Source organism: Paenibacillus cellulositrophicus (genome assembly GCF_009363095.1).
Classification (GTDB): domain Bacteria; phylum Bacillota; class Bacilli; order Paenibacillales; family Paenibacillaceae; genus Paenibacillus_AQ; species Paenibacillus_AQ favisporus.
In genome coordinates, this window is sequence record NZ_CP045295.1 from 96,284 (window position 1) to 111,644 (window position 15,361).

Here is a 15,361-nt window from a genome sequence, read left to right on the forward strand (position 1 = left end):
AATCCTGCCCCTAATGTTTGTCCAAATTCACTTTTGCTTCAATAAATTATCCAGTTCGGGAGCCAAATCATCTGCAGCTTTGGATGCGTCCAATTGCTTCAGGCCGACCAGATCCATCTTCTTCATGATCGTATCTACAACTTCCTGCCAATTGTTTGTAAACGGGATGGCCCGGGAAAATTCAACAGACTGGAACCATACTTCTTTCTCTTCAGGGGACAGTGGATTGAACATATCTTCCTTCCGGGATTCCGCGACGGACTTTAATACAGGCATTCCGCCGACATTCTTGTCCACCAATATATTTTCGGCTTCCTTGGAAATAAAGAATTTAATGGCTTCCGCCGCTTCCTTCACATGCTTTGAGCCTTTATAAACCACATACGTATCCACAAAGTTCGGTGTAAACGCCTTTCCGCTTGCGCCCATGGGAATCGGTGCTACGCCCCATTTGAACTTGTCGATCTTGCTGAATCCTGGCATCATCCACTGCCCTTCAATCAGGATGCCTAGCTTCCCTGACAGAAACAGCTGATCTGGTGGCATTGTTTGGGTCTCGGCAGGTGTCGGGGAGTATCCATCTTTGATCAATCCTTGAAGATAGGAAAGCGCACCCTTGGATTCCGGGCTATTGATCATCGATTTGGACTTGTCCTCATTAAACAGGTCCCCTCCGTTTGTCCATAGATACTGGGTTGCCCGCTCTGGATTAAGATTGACGTAGACGCCGTACTGCTTGCTGGCTCCCTTGCCACTAGAGAGCTTCGATGCAGCGTTCTTCAGATCGTCAAAGGTCCATGCTTTATTCCAATCGGTTGGAGGCTCCGGAATGCCTTCCTTCTCGAACATATCTTTATTGTAGTACATCGCCATAGTGTAAATTCCAGCAGGCACACCGTACATTTTACCGTCCTGTTTATACTGATCAAATGCGGAGCTGTAATAATCCTCCATCTTCAAATCCCCTGTATAAGGTGCCAGGTCTTCAAGCTGCCCCTTGGAGGAGAACATCGGCATATACGCCGCCCCTACCCGGCCGATATCCGGCGGGTTGCCCGCGGCAATTTGGGCAGTCATCTTCTGAATATATTCGTTCCATCCGCCGGGAAGACGTTCAAGTTTAATTTCCGTTTTGGGATGAGATTGGTTAAAGGCATCCACAATGCTTTGCCAAGCCGACATTTCGTCCGTTCCGGCAACGATCGACATCCGGAGAGTGACCTTCTCCTCTTTCCCTGGAGTTCCCTCTTCGCTTGAGGTTGATGATCCGCCAGATGAACAACCAGAGATAAAAAGTGCAACGATGCAGCTGATAAACGTAAGCCTGAATACCATTTTTTTCATAGAAACACTCTCTCCTTTTCTACATAATTTGTGTTACCCTTTCATACCGCTGAGTGTAATTCCTTCAATAAAGTACCGCTGTGCAAAGATATACACGATTAGCACAGGAATCAGGGAAATACACGAAGCTGCCATCAAGAGGGGCCAATCCGTCGAGTAAAGCCCTTGAAAAGAAGCGATGATGAGCGGCAGCGTAAATTTCTTCTGATCATCCAAATAAATCAGCGGCGTAAGGAAGTTGTTCCAGTTACCCATAAGGGTGAAGATCCCGAGTGCAGCCAATGCCGGTTTGCAGTTGGGGAGCACGATTTTCCAATAAATTTGCCATGGATTCAGTCCATCCACCCTCCCGGCATCCTCCAACTCTTTCGGGATAGAGCTCATATACTGGCGCAGTAAAAATACACCAAACGCGTTGCTAAGTACCGGGGGAATGATAAGAGGCCAGTGCGTATTCACCCAGTTAATTTTGCTGAACCACATAAACATCGGAATCAGGGTCACCTGACCTGGAATCATCATGGTTGCCAACATCAGCATAAACAGAAATTTCTGTCCTACAAACTGCATCTTGGCAAATGCGTACCCTGCCATCGAACAGGTCAGCAGCGAACCTGCCGTTACAATAACGGCAATTTTCAAGCTGTTCAGATAAGCGATCCCGATCGGAAGTGTTGTCCAAGCTTGTTTGTAATTATCATAGTGAAGAGGGTTGGGAATGACTTTAGGCGGATATTCGAATACCGCTCCCTCCCCTTTGAGAGATGTCGAGACCATCCATACAAAAGGAGTGACCATAAGGACCGCTCCGAAGATCAGGACCAGATACAGCAGCGGCCTGGCGAGAAACTTATTTTTTCCACTGTTCCATACCGAAACCTCCGCACGTTTTGCCGGCTGTATGTCAGACATCGTAATTCACCCACTTTGAGAATTTGAATTGGATCAGCGTCACGATCAGAATAATAACGAACAGAATGAAGGAAATCGCTGATGCTTCGCCCATCCGGAAAAACTGAAATGCTGTATTGTAAATGTGAAGTACCAATACATTTGTGGCATCCGCAGGACCTCCGCGGGTCATCATATAAGGCTCTGAGAATACCTGCATAGAACCGATCAGAAGCATAATGACAACAAAGAACGTTGTTGGAGAAATCATGGGAATGGTGATTCTCCAGAATCGCTGCCAGCTTCCAGCCCCGTCTATCTTCGCAGCTTCATGAAGCTGTGAGGGCACCCCTTGCAGACCGGCCAAGAAAAGAATCATGTTATAGCCCACACCCTGCCATACCGTCATAATGACAATGGAAGGCAGCGCCCATTTCATATCGGATAACCAGCCTGGTCCTTCAATTCCAAGTGACATCAATACCGAGTTGATGAGCCCGTAGCTCGGATTGTAAAGCCAAGTCCATACGAGAGCAACCGCAACGGAAGAGGTCACGACAGGTATAAAGTAAGCAGCCCGCAGCAGTGTTTTCCCTTTCAAATTTTGGTTTAGCATTAGAGCAAGGACCAACGCACCAATAACTGTCAAAGGAATATTCAGCAATGCAAACACTGAAGTGTTTTTTAATACTTTCCAGAATATCGGATCAGAGACCTGCTTGCTGTAATTGGTGAGGCCAACCCACTCAGGCGTAGATCCAATGTCCCATTTCATAAAACTGATGACAAAAGCGAAGATGACCGGACCAATGACAAACACGAGTAATCCAAGAATCTGCGGGGCGATAAACAGGTACGCCCATGCGTTGTCTCTGACCCATCGCCGTGTCCATGTACTCAAATTTCAACCCCCTTTGTTATTCAAACACTTTGATGTGTCTAGACTCCCATAAATCCATGGTGACGTGGATCCCGGTTTGGAAGCACTTACAGGAGCTATTGTATCAACGAATAACAAAGCGAAAAATAAGGCGATTCTTTGATTATGTTTGGTGATATTACAATATAAGACCGCTGCTTGAAGCAGCGGTCTTACGATTTACTCATTTATCAGCTCGTCGTGTTCAGTAAATATCCCATTGCGATTCCGATACTCTAAAGGTGTCAATCCTTGGCTTCTTCGGAACAGCTGGCTGAAATGTCTCCCATCGGTGTAACCAACTCTCTGCGCCACTTCGTAAATCTTAAGGTTGGCTTCTTTAAGAAATAACTTAGCTCTTTCGATCCGGTAACGACTTAAATAATCGCTAAAAGACACCCCTGTTTCCTGTTTGAATAGCGTGCTTAGATAGCTTGGGTTCACCCCCAACACCTCTGCAATTTCGCCAAGCTTGAGATTTGTGGCATATTTCTCATGAATTATCCTAATGACCCGCTGAATCACATGGTTCATTTGAATATTCAGATAGCTTCGTGTCCGTTCTGCATAATCCTTAACTACCTGTCTAAGTCTCATAATAATTGTTGATATGTTTTCGCTATCTCCATCTACAACATAATTAAGAAGCATGTTCCCGTCATCTAGCCGCTCATTTCCATTCTGAAGTTGTATCAGAAAATGGACTGCATGCTTTTCTAGCTCCCGAATTGTCATTTTACTATAGTGATCTGCAACCTTATCGAAAATACGCAAAGCTTCATCTGGATTCCCCTCTCTAACATGCTGGATAATCGCATATTCCAGATCGATGGGGATAAGCAGCAACGTTGCATCCATGTCCGTTAATTTTTCATAGAAAACAATTTTTTTATCCTTGCTGGCAAAATATGCAGCAAATTTACTCTGTTCGTATGACTTACTGGCCTGTGCAAATTGTATTTTTTGTCCGATCCCTATTCTCCAATTGACAATCCCTGCCGCACAGAGCTCTAGGCCAATTTTGTCGAATAACTGATTTAGCTCAAGAGATGGTGTTCTAATACTTCTCCCACCCAGTAAAATCGTCCACTCCGAAAGACCATCCTGCAATACTAAGAATGGTGAAGCATACTCCATTTGCAATTCATTCCTTAAGATATTTTCGCAAGGTCCACGAAGTGAATTATTATTAGAGTCTAATAGAATACTGGCTACTGTTAACCGGTCACAATCCGAAAACATGGACAAATTAGATATGGATAACTCATCCAGTGTTCCGCCGTAGATCACCTCACGCATATTTCTTTCAAGCAGCTCCCGTTCATAATCTTTGGCCATTCGGAGTGACTCCTCATATTCCTGTTTTACATGACTCGCCTCATCGAGATGAATTTCCGCCTTATTAATAATTTCAATGATATCCGGTGCTCGCATCGGCTTCAGTAAATAATCAAACGCCCCATAACGTATCGCCTTTTGCGCATACTCAAAATCTGGATGGCCTGTAAGGAACACTACCAAAGTATCTAATCCCATTTCTCTAATTTTTCCGAGGAGTGACAACCCATCCATCTCCGGCATGCGGATATCCAATAAAATCAAGTCAGGTTTATGAAGTTTGATTTTCTCCAATGCAGTAACCCCATTCGTAGCCTCTCCAGCCCAAACCCACTCTTTCAGGGTGTTGACCATCATTCTTAGTCCATCCCTCGCCATTCTCTCATCGTCAACAATTAAAATTTTGTATGGCATTGTTAATCTCCTTAGATGTTATTATCATTTAACGGCAATTTGTAAAGCACCTTTGTGCCTTTCCCTTCTACACTCGTAATTGTCAAGCCGTAGGCCTCCCCAAAGGTTAGTCTCAACCGCTCATCCACATTTTGAATTCCGTGTCCATCACGAACATGTCCTGGCTCCATTAACTGGGCCAGTCTCTCTGCAGAAATTCCAACCCCGTTATCCGAAATTTCAATCCGACATTCTCTTTCATAACGATAAATACGAGTACAAATAATCCCTTGCCGAACACTGGGCTCAAGACCGTGAGTAATAGCATTTTCGATCGTAGGTTGCAGCATTAATTTAAGAACCCGGGTATCCTCGAGTGAGTGGTCTATATCATACTCAAATGTTATTCGATCCTGATAGCGGGTTGATTGAATATGAATATAGTTGGACAGGTTGTCAAGCTCATCTTTCAGCGTAACAACTGGGCCGTTCTTTCCGATGCTGTACCTTAGCATATTGGACATGGCAACAACAACATCGCCAATTTTCTCTTGCCCACGCATATATAGCATCCAATAGATGGTATCTAATGTGTTATATAAAAAATGTGGATTGATTTGAGCTTGAAGAGCACGAAGTTGAGCACTTTTTTCTTTAAGTTCCTCTTCATAAACACGGCTGATCAGTTCTTTGAGCCTTGAGGTCATTTTATTAAAATTGCTGCTTAATATTAAGGCCTCCTCATTACCGGTTAAATGAGTCTGCACGCTAAAATCCCCACTTTCTACACTGCGCATTGCCCGTATTAATTGCTTAATTGGTGTGACAACAGTTCTTGTAATAAGGAGAGAAAGCAAAATACTAATTAAAATCCATCCTCCAAGATAGAGAATGTTACTTTTGTACACACCTTGAAGTCCTGGAGTCATCTCGGCGATCGGTACTAACCCCATCGTTTTCCAGCCCGTCGTTTCTGAGGTGTGGAATGCCATAAAATAGGTCTGACCATCAATCTTATCAATGAACGCCCCCTCGGAATTGGCGTACAATTTGTTTAAAATATTACCGTCTAGACGGCGACCCACCCAGTTTCGGTTTTGCCCAGAGAGAACAGTACCCGTAGTATCTACAATAATTGCTTGTCCTGTTTGTCCAAGCTGAAGTTCCTTAATCGAATCATAAATAATATTTTCAGGCATTTTGAACGTTAAATATCCAATTGGAATGATTTCAGGGCCTAACATGTTTTTGATTAATCGAACCCCTTGAATATGAGCTTCGTGAAACGTGTCATAGCCGGCAAAGTTCCAATAAATCTGTCCATCAAGTTTCGTCACTTTACTTATAAGCTCTCCACTCAGAGGTGTGTAATTATCTGATAAACCAATGAGGAATATCCCTTTAGTTGAATAGACGCTGATGTCTGACATTTTTGGTGAAACGACGTTATATTGGGCCAATTCCTTTGATAGCGCTTTCCTCTCCTGGTATGAAATATCTCTATGAAATTGTTTATTAAGGAGTTGTTGCACAACGGGATTAATCAAAAATGAGGCATCACTGTTAAACTGTTGTAGGTTTAGGTCAATCTCTCCGTTGGTTTGTTTCAGCATCTGGATAATATACTGTGAAGTATTACTATTTATAATATCCTTACTTTTGAAATACGTTCCGATAGAGGTGGATACGACAGGGACTGTTGAGATGAAGATAAAGCTGAGAATTAGAATATACGTCAAACTTAAGTTTTTTCCGAAGAAACGTGGTTTTCTCAATCAGAATCACACCTTGATGAATAAATTGTAATAAGTTATCTTCTTGCACCTGATTATGCATGGAATCACAAAATCCGTCCAGCTAAAATCATTTTTAAAATCATCACCATCAAATATAAATCTTGGAAGCTCTGTTGAGATTTCGGATCGGCGCATTCTCTTGGGCCACGTTCTCCACGTTATATTCCATTTCCAATTTATTATTGAACGTACGCAGGTAGCGTGTAGTTCTTAATCAAGGTGCTTATCTTAATCTAAGCATTAAGAAATTACTTTAATTGTCTCTGAATTCCTGTAGGGTAAGAGTCGAATGCTTGAAGGTATATGAACGTTGATAAGAGCTAGATGAAAACAGAACCTTTAGTGGCGTCAGTTGCGCGGTTTTTTAACTAATATGGTGATGTGTTCGAACACCGAAACACCGGAAAGGGAGAGAGGCCTATTACAATCATCTCCAAAGTGTTCGTAGTTTAATGATGAAACAGCGGCAGTTTAGGACCTTAATCTCGGTCCAAAGCTGCCGCCGCTTAGTTCTGCATATCCGATTAGATGCTCTCCATGATGAATGAATACACTGACGGGCTCCTTAAGATCTTGTGTTTATTTCCACTGAGCAATATCGTGAACTGGGAATCGAACGGGAGGGCGGCTCTCGGCAGCCGCTTTACCAATCGAAATAATAATGATTGGGATGTAACGCTCAGCATCAAGTTCAAACGCTTCTGCAATCTTTTCTTTGTTAAACCCGGCCATCGGATTGGTGGCATAGCCATGTGCGTAAGCTGTTAGTAATAATTGCATAGATACCAGTCCGCCATCAACCATAATGGATTCTCGTTTTTCTTGAACGGAGAAACGATCAAATAGCGGTACGACAGTCGAAAGGATTTTTTCTTTCATCTCCTGTGGCATGTGGCCTAGTTCTACTGCCTTACTATAAATTTCATCGGCACGGTCCGCAAACTGGAGATCGCCAAATACGGCAATGACAGCAGATGAGGTATAGATTTGCGTTGAATTAAATGGTGCAAGCTCAATCAACTTCTCCTTGGCTTCCTGACTTTCTATAACAACAAACCGCCAAGGTTGCAGATTGAACGATGAAGGCGCAAGAGTTGCTTCCTTCAAGATTTGGCTCATTTCCTCACGGCTGATTTTCACCTCCGGATCGTATTTTTTTATGGTACGTCGATTGTGAATAACCTCGTTAAAATCCAGATTAGATGTAGATATCATTTTTTTCTACCTCCTTTAAATTATAGAACATCGGGAGAAGCGGGAGGGTTGCCGACAAGCAAACGGTCGATAATGTCGGTCAGCGCTTGTCTTTTCGCTTCATATTCTTGTTCGTTCCAGTCAAAAATACCTTTGTCAAACCAGAATGAAGCGCCAACTAATAAAAATTCCACAACCAATTCTGGCTGCCGAACATGGAATATCCCCTCTTCTACACCTAGTTGAACGATCTGTCGAGCATAGGGGAGTAAACCCATAATCTCGGCGACTATCCATTTCTGATGCAATGTACTGTTGATTTCTTGATGAAGGTAACCAAATACATCCACGTCTTCTTCGTTCGGGGAAGCATCCGTAAACAGACGTGTAAGTTTCTCAAGTGCATTCCATTGTGAACTTTCAACCAAGTTCTTTACACTTTCGAGTCGCGAGGCCAAGGTACGCTCGCAAGCGGCATTGACGACTTCTTCTTTGGACTGGAAATAGTAGTAGAACGTTCCTTGGGCAACTCCGATTTTCTTGACGATATCGCTGACCGAAGTCTGTTCATAGCCCTTCGAGGCAAATAACTCCATTGCGGCATTCAAAATCTCATCTTTTCGTTCCTGAGGGTCCTTTGAAACTCTTGGCACTTGAAGACCTCCTTTTTATCACTCCTGTCATATTTTTAATATATCCAATTGACTGAATGTCAGTCAACGATATAAACTATTTTACATACTGACTGACAATCAGTCAATAAATGAATAGGAGGACTTTTATGAACAAACAAAAGATTTTATTTGTGCTTGGACTCTCTGCAGCGATAGTTTCACTAGCGCAAAGCTTGTATGTCCCGCTGCTCCCCGACATGCAGCGTGACCTTCACACTTCCTTGTCTATGGCCAACCTCACCGTTACATTATTTACGATCGCAATGGCCGTAATGCAGGTAGTACTCGGACCGGTTGTAGACCGAAACGGTCGCAAAAAAATACTGATACCCGGCATGATTGTATATGTATTGGCTACGATTGGTTGTATGTTTTCTTTTTCGATTGAAATGCTTCTGATCTTCCGCGTCATTCAAGGAATTGGTGCGGCTGCTGTACCTCTCGTTGCCGCAACCATGATTGGAGATATCTTTGAAGGAAAGAAGCGGGCCGAAAGTATGGCTACATACCAAATGATCTTAGGAATCTCGCCTGCAATTGGCCCTTTGATTGGGGGCTTCATTGGATCCGTGTTCGGATATTCTGGTACCTTTGGTTTTGCGGCGGCAAGTGCCGTGATCATGATGTTTATCGCTCTGTTCCTGCTTCCGGAAACCAAACCGACAACTACAACCTTAACTGAAAAACAGTTTGGACTAAAGGCATTCGGACGAATTTTTAAAAGTAAGACCGGCCGTGTCGTGTTGTTGAGTGGTTTTGTTCTCTATGATGTCTTTTACACATTTATCGTATTTCTGCCAATGATATTGGAGTCCCAATATCACTTGGGTGCTGCGAACATCGGCGTTTTTTCGCTTGCGTTAATGGCCCTTAATCTTGTGGGTAGCAAACTCAGTGGAAAACTTCAAACCAAAATCGGTTCAATAATATCGTTATTATGGGTCAGTTTCTCCATTGTAATATGTCTTGTGATTTTTATTTTTGCCGCTAAATTTTCGCTTATAACACTGCTTCTAGCATTAATGCTCACTGGCTTCGTGAGCGGATTGGCTATGCCTACGATGCCTACCTTGTTATCTGCAGAATTCGTTCAAGAGAGAGCAACTGCGATGGGAATCTACAACTTTGTTCGCTACTTGGGCATGGCTTCAGCGCCGATGATCGGGAGTGTTTTATATCCTCTTGGGGGTACAGCCTTGTTAATCGGCGTAACGGCTGCTTTGGTTGGAGTGATTGTCATTGCCACTCGTCAATTATTGCCATTGAAGAATAAACAGAGAGCATAACTTTCAAGACTAGTTCTTAAGGTGAAAAGTGAAATTCAACAAAACAAAACGCTTCTTTATACCTAACATATATGCACCCCGATCCGGATCGCATAAGAATTCGGATCGTTCAGCTGGACTTCATGAACATTCACATGCCCGATATTGATGGTACAACCAGCGGCCTTTAAATTCTTTCTTCCACTCCTTCCCCTCTATCTATATATCATCGCAATTACGGGGGATGTAGATAAACGCAAAAGGTGTATAGAACTTGGAATGGTACACTTTATTGAACAACCCGTTGGAATTCAGCGAATTAGAAACTCTATAGATTCTCTTTTCTTAAGTCCTGAAACGGCCGGATCGTGAGTCTTGACTAATATGTAGTCAAACCATGACTTTACACAAAAAAGCCAACTCATTCATCTGAGTTGGCTTTTTCCATAGTTCGAATCAAATAACTGACATAACCTTAAGTGATTCCGAGCATTCCTGTCTATTCATTTGAGTAGCATTAGGATAAATGGTGACCTCAGTCAATCGTTCCTGAGTATCAACTTGTTTTTCCCTTGTCTTCTCTTGGCCAAATGAGGTGCAGTTTCTCTTATATTCCGTAAACAAGACGTATAGATCAATCGGCCCTTGAAATAGTTTAATGCTTCGATGGATTCGCAAGATAAGCGTCTTTCCTTGTCGGCTGTACTTAAATATAAGATAACGAGCGAAATCGCCGCCATATTTTGCACCCTTTTGTCTGTTAGGAAAGAAAGAATCGGCTTCTTACCACATAGTCAGAACAGCTTCGGCGATAGAGCATCCCTGCTCCCGCCCGGCTTCCGCTGTTACTCTGCTGCGAGCCGGGTCGTACGGATTCGGGCCGATGGCCACAACGCTGCGTTCATCGGGTGTTATGAGATAAACGTCCGAGCTTGTACGCATGCTTGCCGCATCCTCCGCCGCTCCCGGGATGGAGCCATAACCATTTGGCATCGGGGAGAGAATCACGATCCGTTCATAACCTTCAGCCAGCCTTGAATTGGTCGTGGACACCATTCCTCCGTCGGTCCAGAAGCGGTCACCGATCGATACAAGCGGCCAAACTCCCGGAACGGCTCCGCTGGCCGACACGGCATCGAGCAAAGAAATTCCCGATTGATGATCGAAAGTATGAAGTTGCCCGGTATCGGCATCGATAGCGGTCACCTTAAGATTCGCCGGCCATTTTCTAGTCACAAGGCGACTCTCGACCACGGTGCGCCGCTGTTCAGGCGATACAGGAGAGGGATTATTTTTGGCGATAAGGCCGAATTCTGCCCCGACTTTTCGCGGGTCGCTTCCTCCCGTGTCAAATGCCTTATACCACGCTTGCATTAATTCTTTGGACGCGGCGACCGGTATCTCGGCCGAGTTCGTCTCCAACTGGGCGGCAAACAGTTTATTCATGTCGTACCCACTGGCCAGGGCTGCTCCGACAAAGGCACCGGCGGACGTTCCGATGATCACGTCAGCTTGATGGAGGTCTACTCCGGATTCGAGCAGTCCCGCTAAGACGCCAACCTCCCATGCGATGCCCGTCACGCCACCGCCCCCCAAAACTACAGCTCTGGTCGGTGAATTCCTTTTCTGAGCGTTCATTCACAGTTCCTCCTTCTGATCGACAATGGTGTCAATTGGTTTGACATGGTTCCATTAGACCTCTAAAGTATAAACTATAAAGTATACTTGAAGGTCAAGCATTTCGCGGGAGGAAGAAAAATGAAAATCCATGTGCTGGCACAGAAGACCGGTTTAAATCCACCGACCATTCGTTATTACGAGAAGGAAGGATTGCTGGATAGACGCCACGTTGAGCGCAGGGACAATAACTATCGTGAGTATACCGAGGAAGCGGTCGAACACCTTTTATTGATCAAAAGAGTTCAGGCTGCGGGTTTTACGATAAGGGAAATCAAAGTTATTTTGAAGGAAGAAGATGGGAACAAACTTGAGCTCTCCCGGGCCATTGAATTTTTGCGGAAGAAGATGAAGGAAATGGACCGTAGAAAAAGAGAATTGGAAGAATCGCAGTCTCTTCTCGCTCGGATGCTAAACAACAAATTGGCGCTACTGGCGAAGAAGGGAACATCAGAAAATAAGCCGTTGCCGTAATGAAGGATAGACTTCTGTAACCGTAACTCGTTTTGGCGCTAAAAACCACATATGTATTGAGGATCTTATCAATCACGGTTAACCATATGTGTTCTTGTCTTTTTCGGCAAACGATATATGTTCTTGTCGTCTTGCAATTGGTTACTTTTCTAATGCATCCTTACATTCAACTGAGAGCAATCAAAACGTGATATGCCTTCAAATTAATCCTTGTAGCTGCCTCCGGCAAATGCTCCCTTAATTTCCATATCGTTCACATACTGGAGGTAATAACTAAGCACTCATTTCCCCATCGTATTTCCAACATACGTTCCCCAAAGTTTTCCCATCTCCGCTGCGGTTAATTGTGATTGCTCTGTTTTCACAAAGCTCATTCCTTTTATGGTCTATTGGGAACCCATGCCTAGGATATCCAGGGAAAAGATTCGAAATACACTAAAAATATACCTTAAAATGCCATTTCCTCGGACGCAGAGAATGGGGAGGTTGCCGACCAACAGTGAATAACAAAATTCAGTTAGATATTTAACTAATCGGTAATCGGAACATGTTCTTGTCCTTTACGGCAATCGGTACAAGTCCTTGTCCTCGACTCGGGACAAGAACTTGTACCGATAAAACAAAAAAGCCGCTAAAATAGCGACTTCATATGGGACCATGTTCTTGTCCCCCGACATCGTTTTAAACAAAAAATAAAAAAACCGTTGGGATTAATCATCAACGGTTTTTTAAAATTCAACTTTTTAATAAATAGATCAACCGATTTTTGGAGTTGTCGGATGTTCTCATCATCATCAGGTTCGCTCATGACTTTCCCGCGCAAGATCGAAGCTTGCTCAAAATATTACTTCTGCACCGCTTCTTTCAGAATTTCGACCTTCTGATCCTTGGACATATCCCATGTGGTTGAAATGCTGTATTCGAAGCCACCTTCATGCCAAAAAACGTATTTTGGATAGATATGTGCCGGTAATTCATCCTCAAAGAAACCTTTTTTCTTGCTTCCTTCTGAGTCCAACGTATATTTCGAAATGGCCAGCGTATCTTTCCCGTTCGTATATTCAAGACGGATGGTTGCCGCCTCTTTCCAGTCTATCTTTTTCGCATAGACGGGTTTACCGCTCTTCTTGCCTTCGGCCCTTACTTCATCAAGGAATTTTCCTTCGGTTGGACCTTCAATTCTTGCTTTGGAAAACTTATATCCCTCCGGCAAGTTGGCGGGCTGCTTCAGAATGGAGCCCTCGAGCGTAGCGCCTAGCTTGCAAAGGATTGACGATAATGAAACTTGTACTTTCTGGCGCTATAAAAAAGCACTCCAACGACGACCTTATAGGCTATTATTGGAGTGTTTCCCTATTTGGTTATTCGGTTGTCCCTATAATAAATCTAAGCGCTGTTACTCAACCAACACAAAAAGATACAGCATTTGTTTGCCCTCAAGGTCACCTCAATAGTTTCGTTTCGAATTCCCGGCAGCTCCGATTTAACTCGTGCAAGTCCCAATACCCAATCCTCAGTTGCCTGGCACATCTCGATCGTTTGGTCGATATAATTCTGTTGCATCTCAAGCAAGATAGGCTGTGCTGAGTATAACCAACGTCCAAGACTGTGATGCAGCATGAGCACTTCCTTTTCCTTGTCATAATTGTACCCATTCCTTTCGCTTTTCTCGAGACACAAGACGGAATGAAATACTTGAGCATTGAGCGATTGTTATACTCTTGAGTACATGGATGTCAGTACACTACAAATCTCGCAGAGGGGAATGGGCGACCCCCTTACGAGGTGACCGCAAGTCCGGAACTCAGTCTTTAGTATTATATTGTGAGTAAACTTCCTGAGCCTCTTTCATCACTTTATCTCCACCCATACTCATCCATTCAGAAACAAATTTGTCGAAGTTCTTTAAGTCACGGCGACCGGTAATGAAATCAATAAACGTCTTCAACGTATACTGATCAAGACGATCAAAGTACTCGTTGTAAATGGGCTTATGAATTGGGAACAATATATCATATTTCCCTACCCCCACTTTTTCCGCATTCTTCCGCAATTCAGCATATTTAGGAGCAGTCATAAATGGTGCCTGTATATCGTAATTGTTAAACATTCCATCGTAGTGATACACGCTGCGATCAATCCCAAACTTCAATTGCTCGTCTTTTTTGTCATAGGGCGGAATCCATTCATAAGAATCACCATTCTTATTGTAAGTAACCCCTTCCTTTCCAAAGTAAGAAACTTCTAAATAGTCTTCGTCAAAGTTAAACGCTTCAATCATTTCAATATACTTAATCATCTTCTCAGGCTCTTTCTCCATATGCTTCATAAATTGAAGACCTGTATTGCTCATCGGTTGAATTTGTCCGATTCCAAATGCACCATTCGGGCCCTTAGGACCGCTCGAAAGCAACCATTTTGCATTTGGGATTTTCTCAACGTATTTCCCATCAAAGAAAGCAGCTGCCGGGAGAAAACTCCACCAGCCCCCTTGTATCATTCCCACCTTAGAGTCAAAGACTTTCTGATCCAAATTGTCCGATTTATTAATCACAAACTCAGGATCAATCAATTGCTCGTCGTACCAACGCTTCAAGACAGCGAGTGCTTCCTTAGTCTCTGGTTCAATTTCACCGCGAGTAATCTTTCCATCCTTCTCATAGAATATTCCTAGATAGCTGTCGAACGCTCCGAATACAGAACTGAACAGCCCTCCTAGATCGCTAGGAGATCCCAAGGAAGTGGTTAGCCCGTAGGTATCCTTCTTCCCATTATGATCAGGATCATCATTTCGAAACTTGATCAACATATCTTCAAATTCAGCTAGCGTTTCAGGTTTTTTATTAATTCCGAGCTTATCAAGCCAGTCTTGACGTATACCGAGAACGTTCATGGACGGTCCGAGTGTCCATATATTAGGCATGGTATAATTCTTCCCATTACGATTAAAATATTTGAACAGATCTTCATCCGTATTCTCTTTAAGCCAAGCCATGTACTTAGGTGCATGTTTTTCCAACAACTCAACAGGGATTTCTGCAAATTGCCCTTGCTCTACATATTTATCATATTCTGAGAGAGTAATATTTTTAATGTAGTCAGGAGCCTCGCCTGATACGATCATAAGATTCATCTTTTCCTTATAGTTCTCGCCCCCGACCAGATGCTCTATATCAACATTAAAACGGTTTTCTGCATATTCTTTTGTAAAAGCATGGTCCACTGGTAGAGCTGAAGTCCAAAACTCCATATGCATCTTTTTTGAGCCGTTTCCACCTTTTTGGGATTCTTGCGAATTTTGATTTTCTTTCTCTGCACATCCAGCCACAACAGTAGCCGCCAGAATAATGAATAATCCCATTTTAAACCATACGATCCTCTTCTTCATATTGGCCG

At 43.4% G+C, this 15,361-nt stretch carries 12 protein-coding genes; 2 read left to right on the forward strand and 10 right to left on the reverse strand.

From position 1 onward, the window contains the following. Positions 1–27 precede the first annotated feature (27 nt). The 7 genes from GCU45_RS00250 to GCU45_RS00280 all read right to left on the reverse strand — a co-directional run bounded on the left by GCU45_RS00250 (position 28) and on the right by GCU45_RS00280 (position 8,528). Entirely contained in the window at positions 28–1,344 is a 1,317-nt protein-coding gene (locus GCU45_RS00250; RefSeq protein WP_152397592.1) for an ABC transporter substrate-binding protein, read from the reverse strand. Between the two features lie 33 nt (positions 1,345–1,377). Continuing rightward, a complete protein-coding gene (locus tag GCU45_RS00255) occupies positions 1,378–2,256 on the reverse strand; it encodes a carbohydrate ABC transporter permease (protein ID WP_152397593.1) in 879 nt (292 codons plus the stop codon). Continuing rightward, on the reverse strand, positions 2,249–3,136 hold the full coding sequence (locus GCU45_RS00260) for a carbohydrate ABC transporter permease (RefSeq protein WP_244364353.1): 888 nt from the start codon (positions 3,134–3,136) through the stop codon (positions 2,249–2,251). The genes GCU45_RS00255 and GCU45_RS00260 overlap by 8 nt, the downstream gene beginning before the upstream one ends. A gap of 198 nt (positions 3,137–3,334) precedes the next feature. Next, on the reverse strand, positions 3,335–4,906 hold the full coding sequence (locus GCU45_RS00265; RefSeq protein ID WP_152397594.1) for a response regulator: 1,572 nt from the start codon (positions 4,904–4,906) through the stop codon (positions 3,335–3,337). 11 nt (positions 4,907–4,917) lie between these two features. Then, a complete protein-coding gene (locus GCU45_RS00270) occupies positions 4,918–6,660 on the reverse strand; it encodes a cache domain-containing sensor histidine kinase (protein ID WP_152397595.1) in 1,743 nt (580 codons plus the stop codon). Positions 6,661–7,260: 600 nt separating this feature from the next. Then, positions 7,261–7,896: a nitroreductase family protein gene (locus GCU45_RS00275; RefSeq protein ID WP_152397596.1), complete on the reverse strand. Its 636-nt coding sequence runs from the start codon at positions 7,894–7,896 to the stop codon at positions 7,261–7,263. A 20-nt stretch (positions 7,897–7,916) separates the two neighbouring features. Beyond that, the gene (locus GCU45_RS00280; protein ID WP_152397597.1) at positions 7,917–8,528 is read right to left on the reverse strand and encodes a TetR/AcrR family transcriptional regulator; all 612 of its coding nucleotides are present in this window, start codon (positions 8,526–8,528) and stop codon (positions 7,917–7,919) included. Positions 8,529–8,656: 128 nt separating this feature from the next. Between GCU45_RS00280 and GCU45_RS00285 the strand changes: the two genes are divergently transcribed. Continuing rightward, positions 8,657–9,835, forward strand: a complete 1,179-nt coding sequence (locus GCU45_RS00285) for an MFS transporter (RefSeq protein WP_152397598.1) — start codon at positions 8,657–8,659, stop codon at positions 9,833–9,835. Positions 9,836–10,597: 762 nt separating this feature from the next. Here the strand turns inward: GCU45_RS00285 and GCU45_RS00290 are convergent. Then, a complete protein-coding gene (locus tag GCU45_RS00290; protein ID WP_152397599.1) occupies positions 10,598–11,452 on the reverse strand; it encodes a patatin-like phospholipase family protein in 855 nt (284 codons plus the stop codon). A 120-nt stretch (positions 11,453–11,572) separates the two neighbouring features. On the opposite strand from GCU45_RS00290, the gene GCU45_RS00295 reads away from it, so the two are divergent. Beyond that, a complete protein-coding gene (locus GCU45_RS00295) occupies positions 11,573–11,965 on the forward strand; it encodes a MerR family transcriptional regulator (protein WP_152397600.1) in 393 nt (130 codons plus the stop codon). A gap of 844 nt (positions 11,966–12,809) precedes the next feature. Here GCU45_RS00295 and GCU45_RS00300 read toward each other — a convergent pair. After that, on the reverse strand, positions 12,810–13,178 hold the full coding sequence (locus GCU45_RS00300; protein WP_244364355.1) for an HTTM domain-containing protein: 369 nt from the start codon (positions 13,176–13,178) through the stop codon (positions 12,810–12,812). A gap of 591 nt (positions 13,179–13,769) precedes the next feature. Further along, positions 13,770–15,353 (reverse strand): type 2 periplasmic-binding domain-containing protein, encoded by a 1,584-nt coding sequence (locus tag GCU45_RS00305; RefSeq protein WP_152397601.1) that lies wholly within the window; start codon positions 15,351–15,353, stop codon positions 13,770–13,772. Between the last annotated feature and the right edge of the window lie 8 nt (positions 15,354–15,361).

Excerpts from the sequence above, each read along its gene's own strand:
- GCU45_RS00250 (WP_152397592.1), bottom strand. The coding sequence starts at position 1,344 with ATGAAAAAAATGGTATTCAGGCTTACGTTTATCAGCTGCATCGTTGCA.
- GCU45_RS00255 (WP_152397593.1), bottom strand. The coding sequence starts at position 2,256 with ATGTCTGACATACAGCCGGCAAAACGTGCGGAGGTTTCGGTATGGAAC.
- GCU45_RS00265 (WP_152397594.1), bottom strand. The coding sequence starts at position 4,906 with ATGCCATACAAAATTTTAATTGTTGACGATGAGAGAATGGCGAGGGAT.
- GCU45_RS00275 (WP_152397596.1), bottom strand. The coding sequence starts at position 7,896 with ATGATATCTACATCTAATCTGGATTTTAACGAGGTTATTCACAATCGA.
- GCU45_RS00285 (WP_152397598.1), top strand. The coding sequence starts at position 8,657 with ATGAACAAACAAAAGATTTTATTTGTGCTTGGACTCTCTGCAGCGATA.
- GCU45_RS00290 (WP_152397599.1), bottom strand. The coding sequence starts at position 11,452 with ATGAACGCTCAGAAAAGGAATTCACCGACCAGAGCTGTAGTTTTGGGG.
- GCU45_RS00295 (WP_152397600.1), top strand. The coding sequence starts at position 11,573 with ATGAAAATCCATGTGCTGGCACAGAAGACCGGTTTAAATCCACCGACC.
- GCU45_RS00305 (WP_152397601.1), bottom strand. The coding sequence starts at position 15,353 with ATGAAGAAGAGGATCGTATGGTTTAAAATGGGATTATTCATTATTCTG.